The organism is Azospirillum sp. 11R-A, assembly GCF_049472615.1.
GTDB lineage: Bacteria > Pseudomonadota > Alphaproteobacteria > Azospirillales > Azospirillaceae > Azospirillum > Azospirillum palustre.
In genome coordinates, this window is record NZ_JBCEBL010000037.1 from 14,063 (window position 1) to 30,406 (window position 16,344).

19 protein-coding genes are annotated in these 16,344 nt (G+C 68.9%); 12 read left to right on the forward strand and 7 right to left on the reverse strand.

The features are described from left to right. Nucleotides 1–59: 59 nt before the first annotated feature. The 6 genes from VH569_RS31465 to VH569_RS31490 all read left to right on the forward strand — a co-directional run bounded on the left by VH569_RS31465 (nucleotide 60) and on the right by VH569_RS31490 (nucleotide 5,742). On the forward strand, nucleotides 60–635 hold the full coding sequence (locus VH569_RS31465) for a hypothetical protein (RefSeq protein WP_423320777.1): 576 nt from the start codon (nucleotides 60–62) through the stop codon (nucleotides 633–635). Nucleotides 636–753: 118 nt separating this feature from the next. Next, a complete protein-coding gene (locus tag VH569_RS31470) occupies nucleotides 754–1,248 on the forward strand; it encodes a HupE/UreJ family protein (RefSeq protein ID WP_423320778.1) in 495 nt (164 codons plus the stop codon). 239 nt (nucleotides 1,249–1,487) lie between these two features. Further along, a complete protein-coding gene (locus VH569_RS31475) occupies nucleotides 1,488–2,648 on the forward strand; it encodes a TAXI family TRAP transporter solute-binding subunit (RefSeq protein ID WP_423320780.1) in 1,161 nt (386 codons plus the stop codon). Nucleotides 2,649–2,765: 117 nt separating this feature from the next. Next, nucleotides 2,766–3,227: a GNAT family N-acetyltransferase gene (locus tag VH569_RS31480; RefSeq protein ID WP_423320782.1), complete on the forward strand. Its 462-nt coding sequence runs from the start codon at nucleotides 2,766–2,768 to the stop codon at nucleotides 3,225–3,227. 114 nt (nucleotides 3,228–3,341) lie between these two features. Beyond that, complete coding sequence (locus tag VH569_RS31485) at nucleotides 3,342–4,010, forward strand: glutathione S-transferase family protein (RefSeq protein ID WP_109449542.1); 669 nt, start codon at nucleotides 3,342–3,344, stop codon at nucleotides 4,008–4,010. A 94-nt stretch (nucleotides 4,011–4,104) separates the two neighbouring features. After that, nucleotides 4,105–5,742, forward strand: coding sequence for a hypothetical protein (locus VH569_RS31490; protein ID WP_423320784.1), 1,638 nt, complete (start codon nucleotides 4,105–4,107; stop codon nucleotides 5,740–5,742). Between the two features lie 25 nt (nucleotides 5,743–5,767). Here the strand turns inward: VH569_RS31490 and VH569_RS31495 are convergent, their stop codons facing one another. Continuing rightward, the gene (locus tag VH569_RS31495) at nucleotides 5,768–6,475 is read right to left on the reverse strand and encodes a TetR/AcrR family transcriptional regulator C-terminal domain-containing protein (protein ID WP_423320785.1); all 708 of its coding nucleotides are present in this window, start codon (nucleotides 6,473–6,475) and stop codon (nucleotides 5,768–5,770) included. A 113-nt stretch (nucleotides 6,476–6,588) separates the two neighbouring features. On the opposite strand from VH569_RS31495, the gene VH569_RS31500 reads away from it, so the two are divergent. Together VH569_RS31500 and htpG are read left to right on the forward strand one after the other, a co-directional pair. Beyond that, complete coding sequence (locus tag VH569_RS31500; RefSeq protein WP_423320787.1) at nucleotides 6,589–7,233, forward strand: MSMEG_1061 family FMN-dependent PPOX-type flavoprotein; 645 nt, start codon at nucleotides 6,589–6,591, stop codon at nucleotides 7,231–7,233. A gap of 190 nt (nucleotides 7,234–7,423) precedes the next feature. Beyond that, the gene (gene htpG, locus VH569_RS31505; protein ID WP_423320789.1) at nucleotides 7,424–9,304 is read left to right on the forward strand and encodes a molecular chaperone HtpG; all 1,881 of its coding nucleotides are present in this window, start codon (nucleotides 7,424–7,426) and stop codon (nucleotides 9,302–9,304) included. 69 nt (nucleotides 9,305–9,373) lie between these two features. Here the strand turns inward: htpG and VH569_RS31510 are convergent, their stop codons facing one another. Beyond that, nucleotides 9,374–10,543 (reverse strand): sensor histidine kinase, encoded by a 1,170-nt coding sequence (locus VH569_RS31510; protein WP_423320791.1) that lies wholly within the window; start codon nucleotides 10,541–10,543, stop codon nucleotides 9,374–9,376. 459 nt (nucleotides 10,544–11,002) lie between these two features. Here VH569_RS31510 and VH569_RS31515 point away from each other — a divergent pair, with 459 nt between their 5' ends. From VH569_RS31515 to VH569_RS31530, 4 genes are all read left to right on the forward strand, one after another. After that, nucleotides 11,003–11,434 (forward strand): Fur family transcriptional regulator, encoded by a 432-nt coding sequence (locus tag VH569_RS31515; protein WP_042701979.1) that lies wholly within the window; start codon nucleotides 11,003–11,005, stop codon nucleotides 11,432–11,434. 198 nt (nucleotides 11,435–11,632) lie between these two features. After that, nucleotides 11,633–11,998, forward strand: coding sequence for a hypothetical protein (locus VH569_RS31520; RefSeq protein ID WP_109048052.1), 366 nt, complete (start codon nucleotides 11,633–11,635; stop codon nucleotides 11,996–11,998). 99 nt (nucleotides 11,999–12,097) lie between these two features. After that, nucleotides 12,098–12,832: an HAD family hydrolase gene (locus VH569_RS31525; RefSeq protein WP_423320794.1), complete on the forward strand. Its 735-nt coding sequence runs from the start codon at nucleotides 12,098–12,100 to the stop codon at nucleotides 12,830–12,832. A gap of 76 nt (nucleotides 12,833–12,908) precedes the next feature. Continuing rightward, nucleotides 12,909–13,283, forward strand: coding sequence for a response regulator (locus VH569_RS31530; RefSeq protein WP_423320796.1), 375 nt, complete (start codon nucleotides 12,909–12,911; stop codon nucleotides 13,281–13,283). Here VH569_RS31530 and sigJ read toward each other — a convergent pair. The 5 genes from sigJ to VH569_RS31555 form a co-directional block, all read right to left on the reverse strand. Next, entirely contained in the window at nucleotides 13,280–14,185 is a 906-nt protein-coding gene (sigJ, locus tag VH569_RS31535) for an RNA polymerase sigma factor SigJ (RefSeq protein ID WP_423320798.1), read from the reverse strand. The genes VH569_RS31530 and sigJ overlap by 4 nt on opposite strands. Next, nucleotides 14,182–14,634 (reverse strand): carboxymuconolactone decarboxylase family protein, encoded by a 453-nt coding sequence (locus tag VH569_RS31540; protein ID WP_423320800.1) that lies wholly within the window; start codon nucleotides 14,632–14,634, stop codon nucleotides 14,182–14,184. Before VH569_RS31540 ends, sigJ begins: the two co-directional genes overlap by 4 nt. 98 nt (nucleotides 14,635–14,732) lie before the next feature. After that, the gene (locus tag VH569_RS31545; protein WP_423320802.1) at nucleotides 14,733–14,990 is read right to left on the reverse strand and encodes a hypothetical protein; all 258 of its coding nucleotides are present in this window, start codon (nucleotides 14,988–14,990) and stop codon (nucleotides 14,733–14,735) included. Nucleotides 14,991–15,006: 16 nt separating this feature from the next. Beyond that, nucleotides 15,007–15,483, reverse strand: a complete 477-nt coding sequence (locus VH569_RS31550) for a DsrE family protein (RefSeq protein WP_423320875.1) — start codon at nucleotides 15,481–15,483, stop codon at nucleotides 15,007–15,009. Between the two features lie 57 nt (nucleotides 15,484–15,540). Then, complete coding sequence (locus tag VH569_RS31555) at nucleotides 15,541–16,329, reverse strand: HesA/MoeB/ThiF family protein (RefSeq protein ID WP_247879578.1); 789 nt, start codon at nucleotides 16,327–16,329, stop codon at nucleotides 15,541–15,543. Nucleotides 16,330–16,344: the final 15 nt, after the last annotated feature.

Genomic DNA, 16,344 nt, shown 5'->3' on the forward strand with positions numbered 1-16,344 from the left:
GGGAGTCTCTCCTTTGGGGTCATCTTGCCGAAACGCTCGGTAGTGCCGACATTCCGTACATGACCCCACATCCCCCGTCCTTCGCCCGCCATCCGGTCGTCAGCCGTCTGGCTCCGCTCCTTCTCCTGCTGGCGGCCGGCGCCTGCGCGCCGTCGGACCTGCGCGACGACACGCCCGGCCGCGCCCAGGCTTTTCCGCCCGTCTACAACCAGACGGTCGTTCCCGGCGGGGGCGAGCGACGAACCTGGAGCCAGATTCAGGCGGAGCAGTCGCGGACCGACTCGAAACCCGCCACCGCGGCCCGGCCCCGCCAAACCAGCGACAGTCAGAGCGACGACCGACAAATCCGCCGCGACCCGGACGGCACCGACCAGCCGCCGCCCAAACGCCGCCGCGGCAGTTCGTCGCCGCCGCCCGACCCGGCCGCCCTGTCCCAGCCGCCGCGCCCGATCCCGGTGCCGCCTCCGCCCTCGTCCCAGAGCGCCACCGACGCCTTCAAGCGCGACCTGATCCGGCCGGAGGTGGACCGCATGCGCACCGACGACGCCATGGGCCGGCTCGACCCGCTGGGCCAGCGCGACCTGATGCGGCGCGAGAACGACCTGCGCCAATTCGGCGACCCGCTGGCGCGGTAGCGGCAACCCCGCCTCCCCCATCGGCGCCGATGTTAGCCCCGGTCCTGGCAGCTTGACCCCGCCCCCGCTCAGCCGCCATACCGGCAGCTGGAGCTGAACGGACGGGGGATGCGGGCGCATGACGACAGTGACGGGGGCCTTCGGCAACGGGCTGACCACGCCGGTGTGGGTGTTGCAGCATCTGCTGGGCATCCTCGGCATCGGCATGTGGGCCGGACAGTCCGGCGGCACCGCGGTGTGGCAGGTGCCGGCCGCCGCCGTAACCGCCGCGCTGGCGGCGGGCTTCGCCGCCCAGATGGGCGTACGGCTGCCTTATGCCGGGCCGGGGTTGGCGGCCTCGCTGGTGGTGGTCGGGTCGCTGGTCGCGCTGGGGGTGCGCGCCCCGGCGGTGGTGGCGGTGCTGGTTGCTGCGGTTGCTGCGGTGTTCCACGGCCATGCACATCAGGGACCGCCGCTCTATTGGGCCGGTTTCGCGTCAGGGTTGATGCTGGTGACCTGCGGCGGGCTGGGTCTGTCGATTGCGGTGACGCAGGCCGAGTCGGACCGTGCCGTGCGTTTGTGTGGCGGTGCGGTAGCAGTCGCCGGCGTTCTCGACCTCGTCGGCGTGATTTGACCGGATGCGCCTTGAAATGACCGGGTTGCGCGGAAATCTTTGAAGGCACGACCTTCCCCTCCCCGCCCCTCCCGCCCGGGACGCACGGGCCAGACGAACGGAACGATCCGGTGCCCCGCGCAGCCGCCAAAGCCTGCCCACCCCCGTCGGGGCTCCGCTCTCCGGGAGCTGGGCCGCATTCCGATGCGGCTCCCCTGACTCAACCCGTTCTGACCCGCCGCCATCTGCTGGGCGGGCTGATGGGAGGGGTGGCCCTGGCCCCGCTGCTTGGCGGCGGATTGCTGGCCGGCGGATTGCTGGGCGGTCCGGCTGCCGCGCAGGATCTCCGCTATTTCCGCATCGGCACCGGCACCACCTCCGGCACCTATTTCCCGATCGGCGGGCTGATCGCCAACGCCATCTCCAACCCGCCGGGCTCGCGCCCCTGCGACAAGGGCGGAAGCTGCGGCATCCCCGGCCTGATCGTGGTGGCGCAGGCCAGCAACGGTTCGGTCGACAATGTCGAGATGCTGCGCGCCGGCACGGTGGAGGCCGGCTTCGCCCAGGCCGACGTCGCCTATTGGGCCTACAGCGGCACCGGCAGCTTCACCGGCAAGCGCCCCTTCACCGAACTGCGCTCGCTCGGCATGCTCTATGCGGAAGCGATCCAGATCGTCGTCCGCTCCGACGGCTTCATCGACCGCATGGCCGACCTGAAGGGCCGCAGCATCTCGCTCGGCGAGGAAGGCTCCGGCACGCTGGTGGAGGCGCGGCTGATCCTGGACGCCTACGGCCTGTCGGAAAGCACGATCACCCCGCTCTACCTCAAGCCCGGCACCGCGGCCGACCGGCTGGCGAAGGGCGAGCTGGACGGCTTCTTCATGGTCGGCGGCTACCCGGTGGCGGCGGTCAGCGACGTGGCGGCGCGGGTGCCGATCCGTCTGGTGCCGCTGGACGGCGAGCCGGCCGACCGGTTGCTGCGCAGCCAGCGCTTCTACATCGAGCAAGAAATCCCGGCCAACGCCTATCCCGGCAGCGCCAACACCCCGACGCTGAGCCTGGGGGCGGAACTGCTGACCCGCGCCGACCGCGACCCCGACCTGATCTACGGCGTCGTCCGCGCGCTGTGGCACGAGAACACCCGCCGCGTCCTGGCCGACGGGCATCCGCAGGGCCGCAACTTCGATCCCGCCCGCGCGGTCGCCAATGTCTCGGTCCCCCTGCATCCGGGGGCGGAGCGCTTTTACCGCGAGGCCGGCCTGCTCGGCAGCGCCGCCAACGAACCGGCCCGTTCCCCATCCAATGCGACCGACATCCCCCCCACTGCCGGGGACAAAGCGGCGAACGGGGCGGCGAACGGCGCCCCACCTGCCGAAAGGAACACCTCCGGGAAAAGCACCGAGGACAAGCCGCCGCGCTGATCGCCCGCTGGCCGGACAGGACGAAAGGACCGTTTCCGCACGCCCCGCCGGTGGAATAGTCTGAGCGGCATCCGGTCGATCCTCGCGATCGGGCGCAACGGACGGAAGGAGACGGGCATGCCGGCCGGCGAAGGGGTGCGCATCGCGATCCGTTCCGCCCGCGACGCCGACGCCGCCCGCTGTGCCGAAATCTTCCTGCACGGCCGCCGCCAAGCCTTCTCCTGGCAGCCCGCCGACCGGTTCGGGCTGGACGATTACTACGACTGCGTCCGTGGGGACTCGGTGCTGGTGGCCGAGACGGGCGGGACGGTGGTCGGCTTCGTCTCGCTCGATCCCAAGGCCGGCATCATCCACAACCTGTTCATCGACCCCGGCTGGCGCAAGCGCGGCATCGGATCGGCCCTGCTGCGCGAGGCGCTGGACCTGTTGCAGGGTGGCGCCCGGCCGGCCGAGCTGGCCTGCGCCGCCCGCAACGCCGACGCCCGCGCCTTCTACGAACGCAACGGCTGGACGCCGGTCGGCGAAGCGTCGAACCAGCCCGACGCGCTGGTGCTCTACCGCCTGTCGCGGGCGGGGTAGATGGCTGCTCCCCCCGTCCTCCCGCTTGCCCCGCGAAACTTCCTCCAACGAGACGATTTGGCTCGGATGCGCGGGCTGTTTTCGTTTGCGGCGTTGCGGTAAAGTCCCGCCGCCATGCGAACCCTGTACCACCACCCGATCCACGCCCTGTCGCGCACCGCGCGCGTGATGCTCGCCGAGAAGGGCCTGCCCTTCGAACCCGTGGTCGAAAGGCCGTGGGAACGGCGGACCGACTTCCTGAAGCTGAACCCGGCCGCCGAGGTTCCGGTGCTGGTGGAGGAGGACGGGACGGTCGTCGCCGGCGGCCTCGCCGTCATCGAATATCTGGAGGAGGCCTATCCCGACACCCCCCTGCTGCCGCGCGAGATCGCGGCGCGGGCCGAGGTTCGGCGGGTCGCCGACTGGTTCCTCCACAAGTTCGAACGCGAGGTGGCGGAAAACCTCGTCGGCGAAAAGCTGATCAAGCGGCTGTCCGGCCAAGGCCACCCCTTCGCACCGGCGATTCGCGCCGGTCTGGCCAACGTCACCTACCACCTCGACTACATCGCCTTCCTGTCGGAGCGCCGGCCCTGGCTGGCCGGGTCGTCCTTCACCCTAGCCGACATCGCCGCCGCGGTGCAGCTGTCCTGCCTCGACTACATCGACAACGTGCCGTGGGACCGCAGCCCGGAGGCCAAGGACTGGTACGCCCGGATCAAGTCGCGCCCCAGCTTCCGCGCGCTGCTGGCCGACAACATCACCGGCTGCCCGCCGCCCAAGCACTATGCCGACCTGGATTTTTAATATCCTGTTTGGATTTCGCCCAAGAGGGGCATGGACCGGCCGAGCGTATCAAGATTAACGTGCTCCCTAAATCGTAGTTGGGAGTAGGTGCTCGATGCGTCTCCGCCGTTCTTCGCCCGTTCCGGCCCTGCCGGTCCGTTCCCTCAGGCCCGCCCTGATCGCCGGCGGCATGCTGGCCCTGGTGGCCGGCTGGTCGCCTGCCCAGGCCGCCCCGGCCGTCGACGATGCCGGCGCCAAGGCGCTCGCCGCGTCGCTGAAGAAGGATCTGCCGCGCTGGTTCCCGCCGCCCGCCGAGGATGGCGAGGGCATCGGCTTCGAATGGGAGGGCGAACCGACGGTCAAGCCGGCCGGCGACCATTACGACGTCGCGCTGCCGCGCCTGTCGGCCGAGGATGCGGAAGGCACCCTGTTCGACATCGGCACCATCCTGCTGGCGGTGACGCCGAAGGACGACAGCCAGTACGGCGTGTCGATCACGCTGCCCAACGCCATGAAGGTGCAGAACCTCGACGACAACGACGAATATGTCGATGCCGCCACCATCACCATCGGCAAGCAGTCCTTCACCAGCACCTGGTCGGGTGCGCTGGAAACCCTGCTGACGGTCGACGGCGCCTTCAACGATCTGGCGGTCACCGCCGCCGGCGGCAAGGGCAAGGTGTCCATCGCCACCATGACCATGGTGCAGGATCTGAAGCCGGAGACCGGGACCGGCGGCGCCACCCTGTGGAGCGGCCCGGCCGCCTTCGCCTTCGGCGGCCTGTCGGTGCAGGACGACAAGAACAAGGAGCTGATGAAGATCGGCGGCGTCACCACCGAGGCGACCTACAGCCGCGTCGACCTGACCAAGGTCAGCGCGCTGCAGAAGCTGTCCGAACAGACCGCCGCCAAGGGCGTGGCGCCGACCAGCTCCGAACTGCTGCCCAAGCTCCAGGGCATGTTCGGCGGCATCAGCGGCGCGATGCGCCTGTCCAACCTGTCCTTCGTCAATCCGGAGGACGGCACCGCGGTGGCTCTCGGCCATCTCGCCTTCCGCAGCGGCCTGACCGATCTCGATCAGGCGATGTCCACCGTCAGCATGGGCATCGAGGCGCGCGACTTCACCATGACGCCGTCGCCGGCCCCGGTGGCCTTCACCCCGCGGGCCTTCGAAATGAAGCTGTCGGTCGCCAAGCTGCCGAACAGCGCCCTGTGGAAGGCCTTCACCGAGCTGGCCAAGTCCGCCGAGGCCGAAGAGGCCCCGCCGGCGAAGAAGGGTGCCAAGGCCAAGGCGGCCGCGCCCGCGTCGCCCTCGGCGGACGTGGTCATGCAGCAGGCGATGGCCGCGATGGGCGAAGCCGGGACCGAGCTGCGCATCGACGCGCTGAACCTCGACACCCCGGCGACGGCCGGCACCGCCACCGGCGCGGTCAAGGTCGCGACCCAGGCCGCCTTCGGCGTCACCGGCGGCGCCACCGTCCTGCTGCGCGGCATCGACGCCGCGGTGAAGGCGATGCAGCCGGCCCCCGGCGCCAAGCCCGACAAGGAGACCCAGGATCTGCTCGCCGGTCTGGCGATGGTGCAGGCCCTGGGGCAGGCCGGCAAGGACGACACCGGCGCCGACACCCGCACCTACAAGATCGACATCACGGAGGCCGGCCAGCTCCTGCTGAACGGCGCCGACATGACCGCCCTGCTGGCCGGCGGCAGCGAACCCGCCCCGGCCCCGGCGGAAAAGCCGAAGAAGAAGTAAGCCCGGCAGACGGCACGCCGAAGCGTCAGACCAGCAAAGCCCCCGATTCCGGCAAACCGGGATCGGGGGCTTTTTTTGGATTGGAGCCGGAAACAGGGACGGCAGCCCTCAACCCGTCGATCAGGCGGTCCAGACCGAAGCGGAAGCGGGCGTCGTCATCATTGTCCGCGATCAGCAGCCTCACCGTGGCGGCGGCATGGGGATAGCGTGCCTCCTGCTCCGCCGTCAGCTGTTGCGCCACCCGTTTCAGGTCGATCCCCTCGCCGTTTCCACCGGGAGACGGCAGGGTCGCCTGTTCCTCGATGGTGAAGCCGATCACGAAATACAGCACCGTGAACAGCATATGGGCCGCCGTGCGCTCGTCGGCCCCGGCAGCGCGCAGGGTCGCGATGGCGCGGTCGCTGACGTGCAGAACATTGTCCATGACCGGAAAGGTTCCGGCATAGACGCGCGCCCCGTCGCGCCGGGACTTCAGGGCACGGCGGAACTCCGTCGCCATCTCCCGCAGCCACGCGTCCCAGGGCAGTCCGGCATCGGCAGGAAGCCTCATCTCCGCCAGCAGGGCGTCGGCCATCGCGTCGAGAAGCGCCTGCTTGCCGGCGAAATGCCAATAGAGCGATGGCGCCTGGATCCGCAGCGCCCCGGCGAGACGCCGCATCGTCAGCCCCTCGATCCCCACTTCATCCAGCAGGGTCATCGCGGCGTCGATGATGTCCTGTCGCTGCACACGCATGGCCATAAGTCCGCTTCTTCCTGCCGGGATTGACAAACTAACGCCGTTAGGTGAAATCTAACAACGTTAGTTTACCAAGCGCCGCGCATCGCGGCCCAGCAGAGGAACGCCCCATGGACCCCCACCGAATCCACACGGTCGAGGCGCTGCGGCAGCTCTACGACATGCCATCCGAGCGCATCGTGAAGATGAGCTTTCCCTTCCTGGACGATCACTGCCTGCGCTTCGTTGCCGAATCGCCGCTGGTCTTCGTCGCCACCATGGCGGAAAGCGGGATGGATTGTTCGCCGCGCGGCGGGCGTCCAGGCTTTGTCCAGGCCGAAGACCGCCACACGCTGGCCCTGCCCGACTGGCCCGGCAACAACAAGCTTTCCTCGATCACCAACATCCTCACCTCCGACGGCGGCTGCGGACTGGTGTTCCTGGTGCCGGGGATGGACATCTTCCTGCGGGTCAACGGCATCGCCACCGTGACCACGGCCCCACCCCTGCTCGAACGGCTGAGGGAGGAGGGACGCACCCCGAAGGCCGCCATCCGCCTGTCCGTGCGGGAAGCCTTCTTCCATTGCGGCAAGGCGCTGCGCCGCTCGCATCTGTGGCAACCGGACGCCTGGTCGGTGCCGCGCGACATGCCGTCTCCCGGCCAGGTGGTGAAGGACCAGGCGGGGCTGGCGGACCTGTCGGTCGAGCAGATCGACGCGATGTACCGGAAAGGGCTGGCGGAACAGCTCTACAGCGAATCCCCGCATATGGAATGAAGGCCGTCGCTCCGGATGCGGCGAAGGGGAGAAGGAGGCGGGACCTCCGGTTCAGGTCCCTCCACCGCGACACCCCGCCGCACACCTCCCGCGGTTGCACGGCACAAGCCTCTTGAACGGCCGGGATGCTTTCACATATCTCCGCCGTCTTGACGCCAACACCCGTGCAAAAACCAACGAAGGTGCCCCCATGACCGAGGAACGGCTCAGTTTTCAAGCCGAGGTCAGCCGTCTGCTCGACATCGTCGCCCACTCGCTCTACAGCGAGAAGGAAGTGTTCCTGCGCGAACTGGTCTCCAACGCGTCGGACGCCTGCGACCGCCTGCGCTACGCGGCGCTGACCCAGCCGGAACTCTCGGCCGACGATCCGAACCTCAAGATCCGCCTGCTGGTCGACAAGGACGCGCGGACCCTGACCGTCGCCGACAACGGCATCGGCATGAACCGCGACGATCTGGTCGAGAATCTCGGCACCATCGCCCGCTCCGGCACCGCCGCCTTCATGAAGTCGCTGGACGGTGCGGAGAAGGGCGACGGCAAGAAGGACGTCAACCTGATCGGCCAGTTCGGCGTCGGCTTCTATTCCGCCTTCATGGCCGCCGACAAGGTGACGGTCCTGACCCGCAAGGCCGGCGAGCCCACCGGCTGGCGCTGGGAGTCCGACGGCAAGGGCGAGTTCACCGTTGCCGAGGCCGACGGCCTGCCGCGCGGCACGCAGATCGTCCTGCATCTGCGCGCGGGCGACGACGAGTATCTCGACGAGGCCCGTCTCGGCGGCATCGTCCGCAAATATTCCGACCACATCGCCATCCCGATCCTGTTCGGCGAGGGTGACGAGGCCAAGGCGCTGAACAGCGCGTCGGCCCTGTGGACCCGGTCGAAGTCGGAGATCACCGCCGACCAGTACAAGGAATTCTACCACCATGTCGGCCACGCCTTCGACGATCCGTGGCTGACCCTGCACTGGCGGGCCGAAGGGGCGCTGGAATACACCAACCTGCTCTATGTGCCATCGACCAAGCCGTTCGACCTGTTCGACCCCAAGCGCGCCCACCGGGTGAAGCTGTACGTCAAGCGCGTCTTCATCACCGACGCGGCCGAAGGTCTGATCCCGCCCTACCTGCGCTTCCTGCGCGGCGTGGTCGACAGCGAGGATCTGCCGCTGAACATCAGCCGCGAGATGCTGCAGCACAACCCGATGCTGGCCAAGATCAAGGCCGGCATCACGCGGCGTGTCCTGTCGGAGCTGTCGAAGAAGGCCAAGGACAGCGAGAACGCGGCCGAGTACGACAGCTTCTGGGAAAACTTCGGCGCGGTGCTGAAGGAAGGCCTCTACGAGGACTACGAGCACCGGGACGAGCTGCTGAAGCTGCTGCGCTTCCGCACCACCGCCGGTGACGAACTGGTGTCGCTGGAACAGTATGTCGCCCGCATGAAGGACGGCCAGGACGCCATCTTCACCATCAGCGGCGACGACATCGACACCCTGCTGCGCAGCCCGCAGCTGGAAGGCTTCAAGGCCAAGGGCGTCGAGGTCCTGCTGCTGACCGACCCGGTGGACGAGTTCTGGATGCCGTCGGTCGGCGTCTATGACGGCAAGCCCTTCAAGTCGGTGACCCGCGGCGGCGCCGATCTCGGCAAGATCAAGGGCGAAGAGGCAGAGAAGCCGGAGGAGAAGACGCCGGAGGGCGAGCTGACCGACCTGCTGGCCCTGCTGAAGCTGACCCTGTCCGACGCGGTGAAGGATGTCCGCAAGTCCGAACGCCTGACCGACAGCGCCGTCTGTCTGGTCGCCGACGACAACGACATGGACATGCATCTGGAACGCCTGCTGAAGCAGCACAAGCAGCTGAACGGCGAGGTCGGCAAGCGCATCCTGGAGATCAACCCGTCGCATGCCCTGATCAAGCGGCTGGCCGACCGGGCCAAGGGCAGCGGCGCCACCGATGCGCTGGAGGATGCGGCCTGGCTCCTGCTCGACCAGGCCCGCATCGTCGAGGGCGAACCCCTGCCCGACCCCGCCGCCTTCGCCCGCCGTCTGGCGAGCGCGATGGAGAAGGGGCTGGCGTAAGGATCGCCAGCGCCGGGAAAGTCTGAAGGAAAGCCCTCTCCTCTCCGGAGGAGGGGGCTTTTTTCCGTTCTATCCCCGCCCCACCCGCCGGGGCGGGAAGACCAGCGAGATGGTGGTGCCCTCGTCGCGGCGGCTGACCACGTCCAGCCGGCCGCCATGCAGCTCGATCAGCCGCTTGGTCAGGGGCAGGCCCAGCCCGGTGCCGACCTGGCTGCGGGCCAGCGCACTGTCCACCTGTCCCCAGGGCTCCAGCGCCTTGGCCAGCTCCTCTCCGGTCATGCCGATGCCGGTGTCGTGCACCGACAGCCAGAGCGCACCGTCCGCCGCCACGCGGCCGCGCAGCGTCACGATTCCGTCGGCCGGCGTGAACTTCACCGCGTTGGACAGCAGGTTCAGCAGCATCTGGCGCAGCTTGCGTTCGTCCGCCCGCAGCGGCGGCAGGTCCAGCGGCACCGCGGTGGCGATGCTGACGCCATGGCGCGCGGCCCGTTCGGCCAGCAGCCGCGCCGTGCCGATCGCCACCCGCACCACATCCACCGTCCCGTCCACCAGCTCCAGCCGGTCGGCATCGGCCTTCGACAGGTCGAGCAGGTCGTTGATCAGCTCCATCAGGTGCCGGCCGCTTTCGGCGATGTCGCGGGCATATTCGCGATAGAGCGGAATGGCGTGCGGCCCCAGCACCTCCTGCTCCAGCAGTTCGGCGAAGCCCATCATCGCCGTCAGCGGCGTGCGGATCTCGTGGCTCATGTTGGCGAGGAAGGCGGTCTTGGCACGGATCGCCTGCTCGGCCTGCCGGCGCGCCTCGTCCAGCTGGCGGGCGCGCAGTTCCGTCTGCTCGGCAGAGCGCGCCATCAGCCCGGTGACCGTGCCGACGCCCAGATAGCGGTCCTGCTCCACCACCAGGAAGCCGGTCACCAGCGCCGCCGGCTTCAGCCGCGCCAGCCGCCGCCCGATCTCCGCCAGCCGAGTCGCACCGTCGATCAGCAGCGGATGCGGATCCATCAGGTCGGCGACCGTCCGCGTGCCGATCCCCTCACCGCTTCCCTCTCCGCTGCCGTCCGGCAGCAGCCGGCCACGCTCCAGCAGTCCGGCGACGCGGCCGTCGCCGTCGACCACCGGCAGGGCGGCAAGCTCCGGCTGGCGCTGGAAACGGGCAAGGGCGGCGGCGCAATCCTGCGAGGAGGAGAGCGGAGCGACCGGAACGGCCAAGCCGGCGGCGGTGAAGGCGGGTTCGTCCATATGCGGCTCCGCCGTGAACGAAGAGGTGGAAGGCGGGAAATCGAACGGCGTCACTGCGGCTTCCCTCCCTCCTGTCGGGCATTGTCGGGCCCGGTGGATGTCCGGCAGGCGCGCCGCCCGGATCGGACGGCGCTTGCCCAAGGGGAAAACCTAGCAGCGGATTATGAGCAATTGGTTTCTACCCCGCTCCATGACAGCATCGCCCAATAGTCTGAAAGTATTATGCCCTTGGCGAAGAAAGCGCCCTCCGCTCGGCCGTCCGGCGGGAACGTGGGTGTTTGAGAATGTCTCCGAAACACAGTATGATGGTCGGGTATTCGGGGTGCCGCGAACGGCTGGCCGGGGCGAACGGAACGATCGCCTCCGTTGCCGGCTCGTTCCGCTGGCGTTCCGGGCATCAGGGAGACCGGAGGGGCGAACCGCCGCCCGTCAACGAAGACAGGATTACAGGGGATGTCCATGCCCTCGCGCCTCGAAGAACTGTGCGTGAAGAAGGGATTGAAGATGACCGACCAGCGCCGCGTGATCTCGCGCGTGCTGTCGGAGGCGACGGACCATCCCGATGTGGAGGAGGTGCATCGCCGTGCATCCGCCATCGACCCGCGCATTTCCATCGCCACCGTCTACCGGACGATGCGGCTCTTCGAGGAGGCGCACGTCATCGACCGGCTCGATTTCGGCGACGGCCGCGCCCGCTACGAAGAAACCAGAACCGATCATCACCATCATCTGATAGATGTCGACTCGGGTGAAGTGATCGAGTTCACCAACGATGAAATGGAACGGCTGAAGGAAAGCATAGCCCGCGAGTTGGGCTATGACCTGATCGGCCATCGGTTGGAACTGTACGGCGTCCCGCGCAAACGCCGTGCCGATAAATCTGAGTCTTAACTATATACGGAACTTGTTTTCGATGCGCACAAGGGGTGGCGGCTGACATCTCCACCATCCGGAATCGCCACCCGCATGACGGGTGGGTCAGGCGATCATCGCTTGCGGGGTGCATCGGGTGCCGGTCTGGACCTTGCGGGGCGCTGGCCCAAGGTTAGGCGAGGAGCAAACCTCACACAGACCGGAACCGGCCGCACCATGGATGACCGTCCCAACAACCGCCAGGGCCAGCCCCCCCACACCCGGCCCGAGAGCCCGCCGAGCACGGCCGGGCCCGCCTCCCCGATCCTCGACCCCGTCCTGGAGCGGCTCGACCGCCTGTCGGATCTGCTGATGCGCCGCATCGACCGGCTGGAGGAACGGGTCCGCAGCCTGGAGCAGGACAATGGCGAGATCATCAACCTGCTGATCGCCGTCAAGGCCGGGCTGGAGGAAGCGTCAGGCGACCTGATCGCCCAGCTGGAGGAGGCCGACGACGGCACCGGGCAGGATGACGGCTCCGACGATGGCTCCGAAGACGGACCGCTGTTCGAGGTGCCCTGCGGCCCGAACATGCTGCATTGATCCGGACAAGCCATCCGCCTCCGCATCGGGTCAGGTCTTCCTCGATGTCGACCTGAAACTCCTTGCCCGCCGCCCCGTGGCGGCCGGATAACTGCGGTCATGCAAACGACGTCATCCCCGCCGCATGGCCTGGAGCCTCAGACCGGCATTGCGCCGCCCACGCCGCCGTCGGCGGCAATGCCGGGGGCAATGCCGGAGTCGACGGTCTCCGGGCCGGCCGGCGTCGCCTTCTTCGACTTCGACGGGACGCTGATCCATGGCGACAGCCTGCCGATGTTCGTCGGCGAGGTGATCGGCCGGCGCCGCGCGGCCCTGGCGCTGGCCGATGCCATCCGTTCGGCCCTACACCGCCATGTCCGCGGCCGCGGGCCGGGCTGCGACTTTCCGGGATCGGTCAAGGCGATCTACCTGAAGCGCACGCTGCGCGGACTGCCGGTGGCCGACGCGCTGGCCGCGGCCGAACGCATGGTGCCGCGCGTGCGCTGGCACCAGCCGATGCTGGACGTGCTGAAGGAGCATCGCCGCCAGGGCCGCCGCGTGGTGATCGCCACCGGCGCGCTCGACCTCTACATGCCGGCGCTGCTGCGCGGACTGGAGGTGGACGATCTGCTGGCGACCGGCATGGAGGTGGTGGACGGCAGGCTGACCGGACGGCTCAGCACCGCCAACTGCGTGCGGCTGGACAAGGCGGACCGGGTGACCGGCTGGATCGCCGGCCATGGCCCGGTCGCCGCCACCTGGGGCTATGGCAACCATCCCAGCGACCTGCCGATGCTGGCGCTGATGCACAAGGGCGAAGTGGTCCGTATTCGACGAAGGTCGAACCGCAGGTAGCAGGCGTTTACAACCCCGGCGCCCGCCCGCATACTCCGTCCGTCCATAACAAAAACATGATGGACGGAGGGAAACCGTGGCTTTCAGCATCGATGCCGACATCCGGATGCCGGGCTATGGCGGACGCCGTGCGGTGATCGCCGATGCCGACCGCGTCCAGCGCGAGGCGCTGGCCGGCCATCTGTCCGGTCGCGGCTTTCAGGTCTCGCAGACCGACGACGCGCTGGAGGCGCTGACCATCATCGGTGCGGAGGCGCCGGCCGTGGCCCTGCTTCCGCTCGACCATGAGGGCGACGACGGCGACCGCGCCGCGGCGCTGGCGGCGATGCTCTATCCGCAGACTCGCATCCTGATGACCGGCCCGCGCATGTCGAACCTGCCCTTCCCCATCCTGCCCCGGCCGGTCGATCTGACCGCGCTGGATCGCTGGCTGGACGAGGCGACGGCTTAAAAGACGGCGACGCGCTCCAGCTTTTCCGGGTTGGCGATCTGATAGACCCGCAGGATCCTGTTCCCGGTGTCGCCGCAGGGGGCCATGTCGAAGGCCAGAACGCTGCGGAACGCCCCGCCCAGATCGGCCAGCAGGCCCGGCCCGCCATTCACCCGCACCGGGATGAAGCCGAAGCTGACGCCGCGCTTGCGCTGGACGCCGATCAGGAAGCGGGCGATGCGGTCGGCGCCGAACAGCGGGTTGACCGCCGTCCGCACCATCCCGCCGCCGTCGCTCAGCCATTGGGCATCGTCGGACAGCAGGGCGACGATGGCGGCATAGTCGCGCCGGACGCTGGCCTCGGCGAAGGCATCGGCCAGACGCCGCCCGGCATCCGCGGCGTTGGCCGGCTGGCCCCAGGCGGCAGGCTCGGCCAGCCTGGCGCGGGCGCGCCGCATGATCTGGCGGCAGGCCTCCACCGACTTGCCGAGCATCGCAGCGATCTCCGCATAATCGAGGTCCATCGCCTCGCGCAGGACGAAGACCGCCCGCTGGTCCGGCGCCAGCCGTTCCAGCAGAAGCAGCATCGCCAGCGGCACCGACTCGGGCTCCATGCCGTCCTCCGGCGCGGAGTCCCAGCCGGCGACCTCCGGTTCGGGCAGCCACAGCCCGTAATAGCGCTCACGCGCCACCCGGGCGGACCGCAGCCGGTCGAGCGCCAGCCGCGTCACCAGGGTGGTGAGATAGGCGGGGGCCGACCCGACGCTGCCGGGCGCCACGGCCGACCAGCGCAGCCAGGCGTCCTGCAGCGTGTCTTCCGCCTCGGCCACCGAGCCGAGCAGCCGGTAGGCCAGGGCGCGCAGCCGCGCCCGCTCGCCCGCGAAGGCGGCGAGCGCGGTGTCCGGGTCGGCCAGCGCCGTCACGCCGCCATCCCGACGGCGGTGCCCTCGATATGCTGGGCGATGCCGATGCGGTTCCAGGCGTTGATCTGCGCCACCGTCGCCGTCAGCTGGGCGATCTGCTCGACGTTGAAATGGCGTTGCAGCTCCCGGTACGCCTCGTCGATGCGGTCATGCTGGGTGCGGGTCAGCGCCTCGGCCCAGGCGAAGGCGGCGCGCTCGTCCGGCAGGAACAGGTCCGACCGCTCCCACTCCGCCACGGCGGCGATGCGCTGGTCGGACTGGCCGTCGTGACGCGCCTCCTTGCTGTGCATGTCGATGCAATAGGTGCAGCCGTTGATCTGCGACACGCGCAGGTCGATCAGGTGGATCAGCCCGGTCGGCAGGCCGCTGCCGCGGATGGCCTTGGTGATGGCGAGCATCGGCGTGTACAGGGACGGCGCGTCGGCGGCGACGGTGAAACGGAAGGCCATGGTGTTCATCCTCGTGTGGAGTGTCTTCGCTCCCATGACGGGACAGACTGCTCCGGCGTGACGCATGGCTGGTCCGCGCTCCACTCAAGCCCTGGCTTTCAGGCGTCGCTCAGCATTCCCACCGCGTCGCGCAGGATGGCGACCTTGGCGGCGAACCGCCCTTCCGGATCGCTCTCGCCGATCAGCTGGATCATGATGCCAAGGGCATGGGCGACCCGCGGCGCCATCCCCGGCCGCTCCCGCAAGCCGGTGGCAAGCGCGGCCAGTGCCGGCCGGTAGGGTCGCCCCTCGAACCCGTCGGTGGCGATCGACTCGAACCGGTTGGCAAGGTCGAGGATTTCGCGGTTGTCGCTCATGCGCGTTCCACAGGTTTCAGACGAACAGCATGGCGCCGCCGCCGGGCGCCCCACCGGGCGCTTGGTTCAGGAAGGTGACAACGCCGCCGGTGGCGACCGGCACGTCCGCACGCAGGCAGACGCCGGGTGGCAGGCCCAGCGCCCGCAGCCCCATTTCGCAGGCCATCACCGTGACGCCCATGGCGACGCAGGCCTCCAGCAGTTCCTCGAAGGTGGCGAGGCCGTGGGTGGCGAAATAGCGGTCGCGCGCCACCGGGGTGCTGCCGTCGTCGGCCGGGTCCAGGTCGTGCCAGCCCAGCACGCCCGGCTCCGTCTCGTGCACCAGGGCGCGCAGCGCGCGGCCGGTGAAGAACAGCGTGACCTTGCGGTTGGTGGCCGCCGCGGCGCTGGCCATCACCAGCGCGTAATGGACCCGGTCGAAGCCGCCGGCGAACAGCACGATGGACAGGGCCGACGTCCCGCCGGCTCCGGCAGCCGGCACAGGATTCGGCATGGTCTCAGGCAGGGCAGTGGACATGATGGCCGCCTCCCATATTTGCCACGGCGCCCGTCAGTGGGCGGAGAGGTCGTGGATCGTCCGATGATCGCCGCAAAGCGCGCAGTCGGGATCCCGCTTGATGGCGATGCGCTGATAGGACGCATAGAGCGTGTCCATCATCAGCAGGCTGCCCGACAGGCTTTCGCCCAACCCCAGCAGTTCTTTCAGCACCTCCGTCGCTTGCAGCGAGCCGACGGAACCGGCCAGCGCCCCCAGAACGCCGCCTTCCGAACAGGACGGCACGGTGCCGCGCGGCGGCGGTTCGGGGAACAGGCAGCGATAGCAGGGGTGCGGCGCCCCCAGATGCGCCTTGAAGGTGGTCAGCTGCCCGTCGAAGCGCAGGATCGCCGCCGACACCAGCGTCTTGCCGGCCAGGAAGCAGGCGTCGTTCAGCAGGAAGCGCGTGGCGAAATTGTCCGACCCATCGGCGACGAGGTCGTAGCCGGCGATCAGATCCATCGCGTTGTCGCGGTTGATCCGCGTGCGGTGCGCCTCGACCCGGACATCGGGGTTCAACGCATGGATGCGGGCGGCGGCGCTCTCCACCTTCGCGAGGCCCAGCGTCGATTCGTCGTGGATCACCTGCCGTTGCAGGTTCGACAGATCGACCGTGTCGTCGTCGACGATGCCGATGGTGCCGACGCCGGCCGCCGCCAGATAGAGCAGCAAGGGTGCGCCCAGGCCGCCGGCACCGACGACCAGCACCTTGGATCGCAACAGCTTTTCCTGGCCGATGCCGCCGACTTCCGGCAGCACGATGTGGCGGGAATAGCGGTGAAGCTGGGTGTCCGTGAAGTCCATGGCCCGCAGCATAGC

Bases quoted from the DNA above. Each gene is read 5' to 3' on its own strand.
- VH569_RS31465 (WP_423320777.1), top strand. From the start codon at position 60: ATGACCCCACATCCCCCGTCCTTCGCCCGCCATCCGGTCGTCAGCCGT.
- VH569_RS31470 (WP_423320778.1), top strand. From the start codon at position 754: ATGACGACAGTGACGGGGGCCTTCGGCAACGGGCTGACCACGCCGGTG.
- VH569_RS31475 (WP_423320780.1), top strand. From the start codon at position 1,488: ATGGGAGGGGTGGCCCTGGCCCCGCTGCTTGGCGGCGGATTGCTGGCC.
- VH569_RS31480 (WP_423320782.1), top strand. From the start codon at position 2,766: ATGCCGGCCGGCGAAGGGGTGCGCATCGCGATCCGTTCCGCCCGCGAC.
- VH569_RS31485 (WP_109449542.1), top strand. From the start codon at position 3,342: ATGCGAACCCTGTACCACCACCCGATCCACGCCCTGTCGCGCACCGCG.
- VH569_RS31490 (WP_423320784.1), top strand. From the start codon at position 4,105: ATGCGTCTCCGCCGTTCTTCGCCCGTTCCGGCCCTGCCGGTCCGTTCC.
- VH569_RS31495 (WP_423320785.1), bottom strand. From the start codon at position 6,475: ATGCGTGTGCAGCGACAGGACATCATCGACGCCGCGATGACCCTGCTG.
- VH569_RS31500 (WP_423320787.1), top strand. From the start codon at position 6,589: ATGGACCCCCACCGAATCCACACGGTCGAGGCGCTGCGGCAGCTCTAC.
- htpG (WP_423320789.1), top strand. From the start codon at position 7,424: ATGACCGAGGAACGGCTCAGTTTTCAAGCCGAGGTCAGCCGTCTGCTC.
- VH569_RS31510 (WP_423320791.1), bottom strand. From the start codon at position 10,543: ATGGACGAACCCGCCTTCACCGCCGCCGGCTTGGCCGTTCCGGTCGCT.
- VH569_RS31515 (WP_042701979.1), top strand. From the start codon at position 11,003: ATGCCCTCGCGCCTCGAAGAACTGTGCGTGAAGAAGGGATTGAAGATG.
- VH569_RS31520 (WP_109048052.1), top strand. From the start codon at position 11,633: ATGGATGACCGTCCCAACAACCGCCAGGGCCAGCCCCCCCACACCCGG.
- VH569_RS31525 (WP_423320794.1), top strand. From the start codon at position 12,098: ATGCAAACGACGTCATCCCCGCCGCATGGCCTGGAGCCTCAGACCGGC.
- VH569_RS31540 (WP_423320800.1), bottom strand. From the start codon at position 14,634: ATGGCCTTCCGTTTCACCGTCGCCGCCGACGCGCCGTCCCTGTACACG.
- VH569_RS31545 (WP_423320802.1), bottom strand. From the start codon at position 14,990: ATGAGCGACAACCGCGAAATCCTCGACCTTGCCAACCGGTTCGAGTCG.
- VH569_RS31550 (WP_423320875.1), bottom strand. From the start codon at position 15,483: ATGCCGAATCCTGTGCCGGCTGCCGGAGCCGGCGGGACGTCGGCCCTG.
- VH569_RS31555 (WP_247879578.1), bottom strand. From the start codon at position 16,329: ATGGACTTCACGGACACCCAGCTTCACCGCTATTCCCGCCACATCGTG.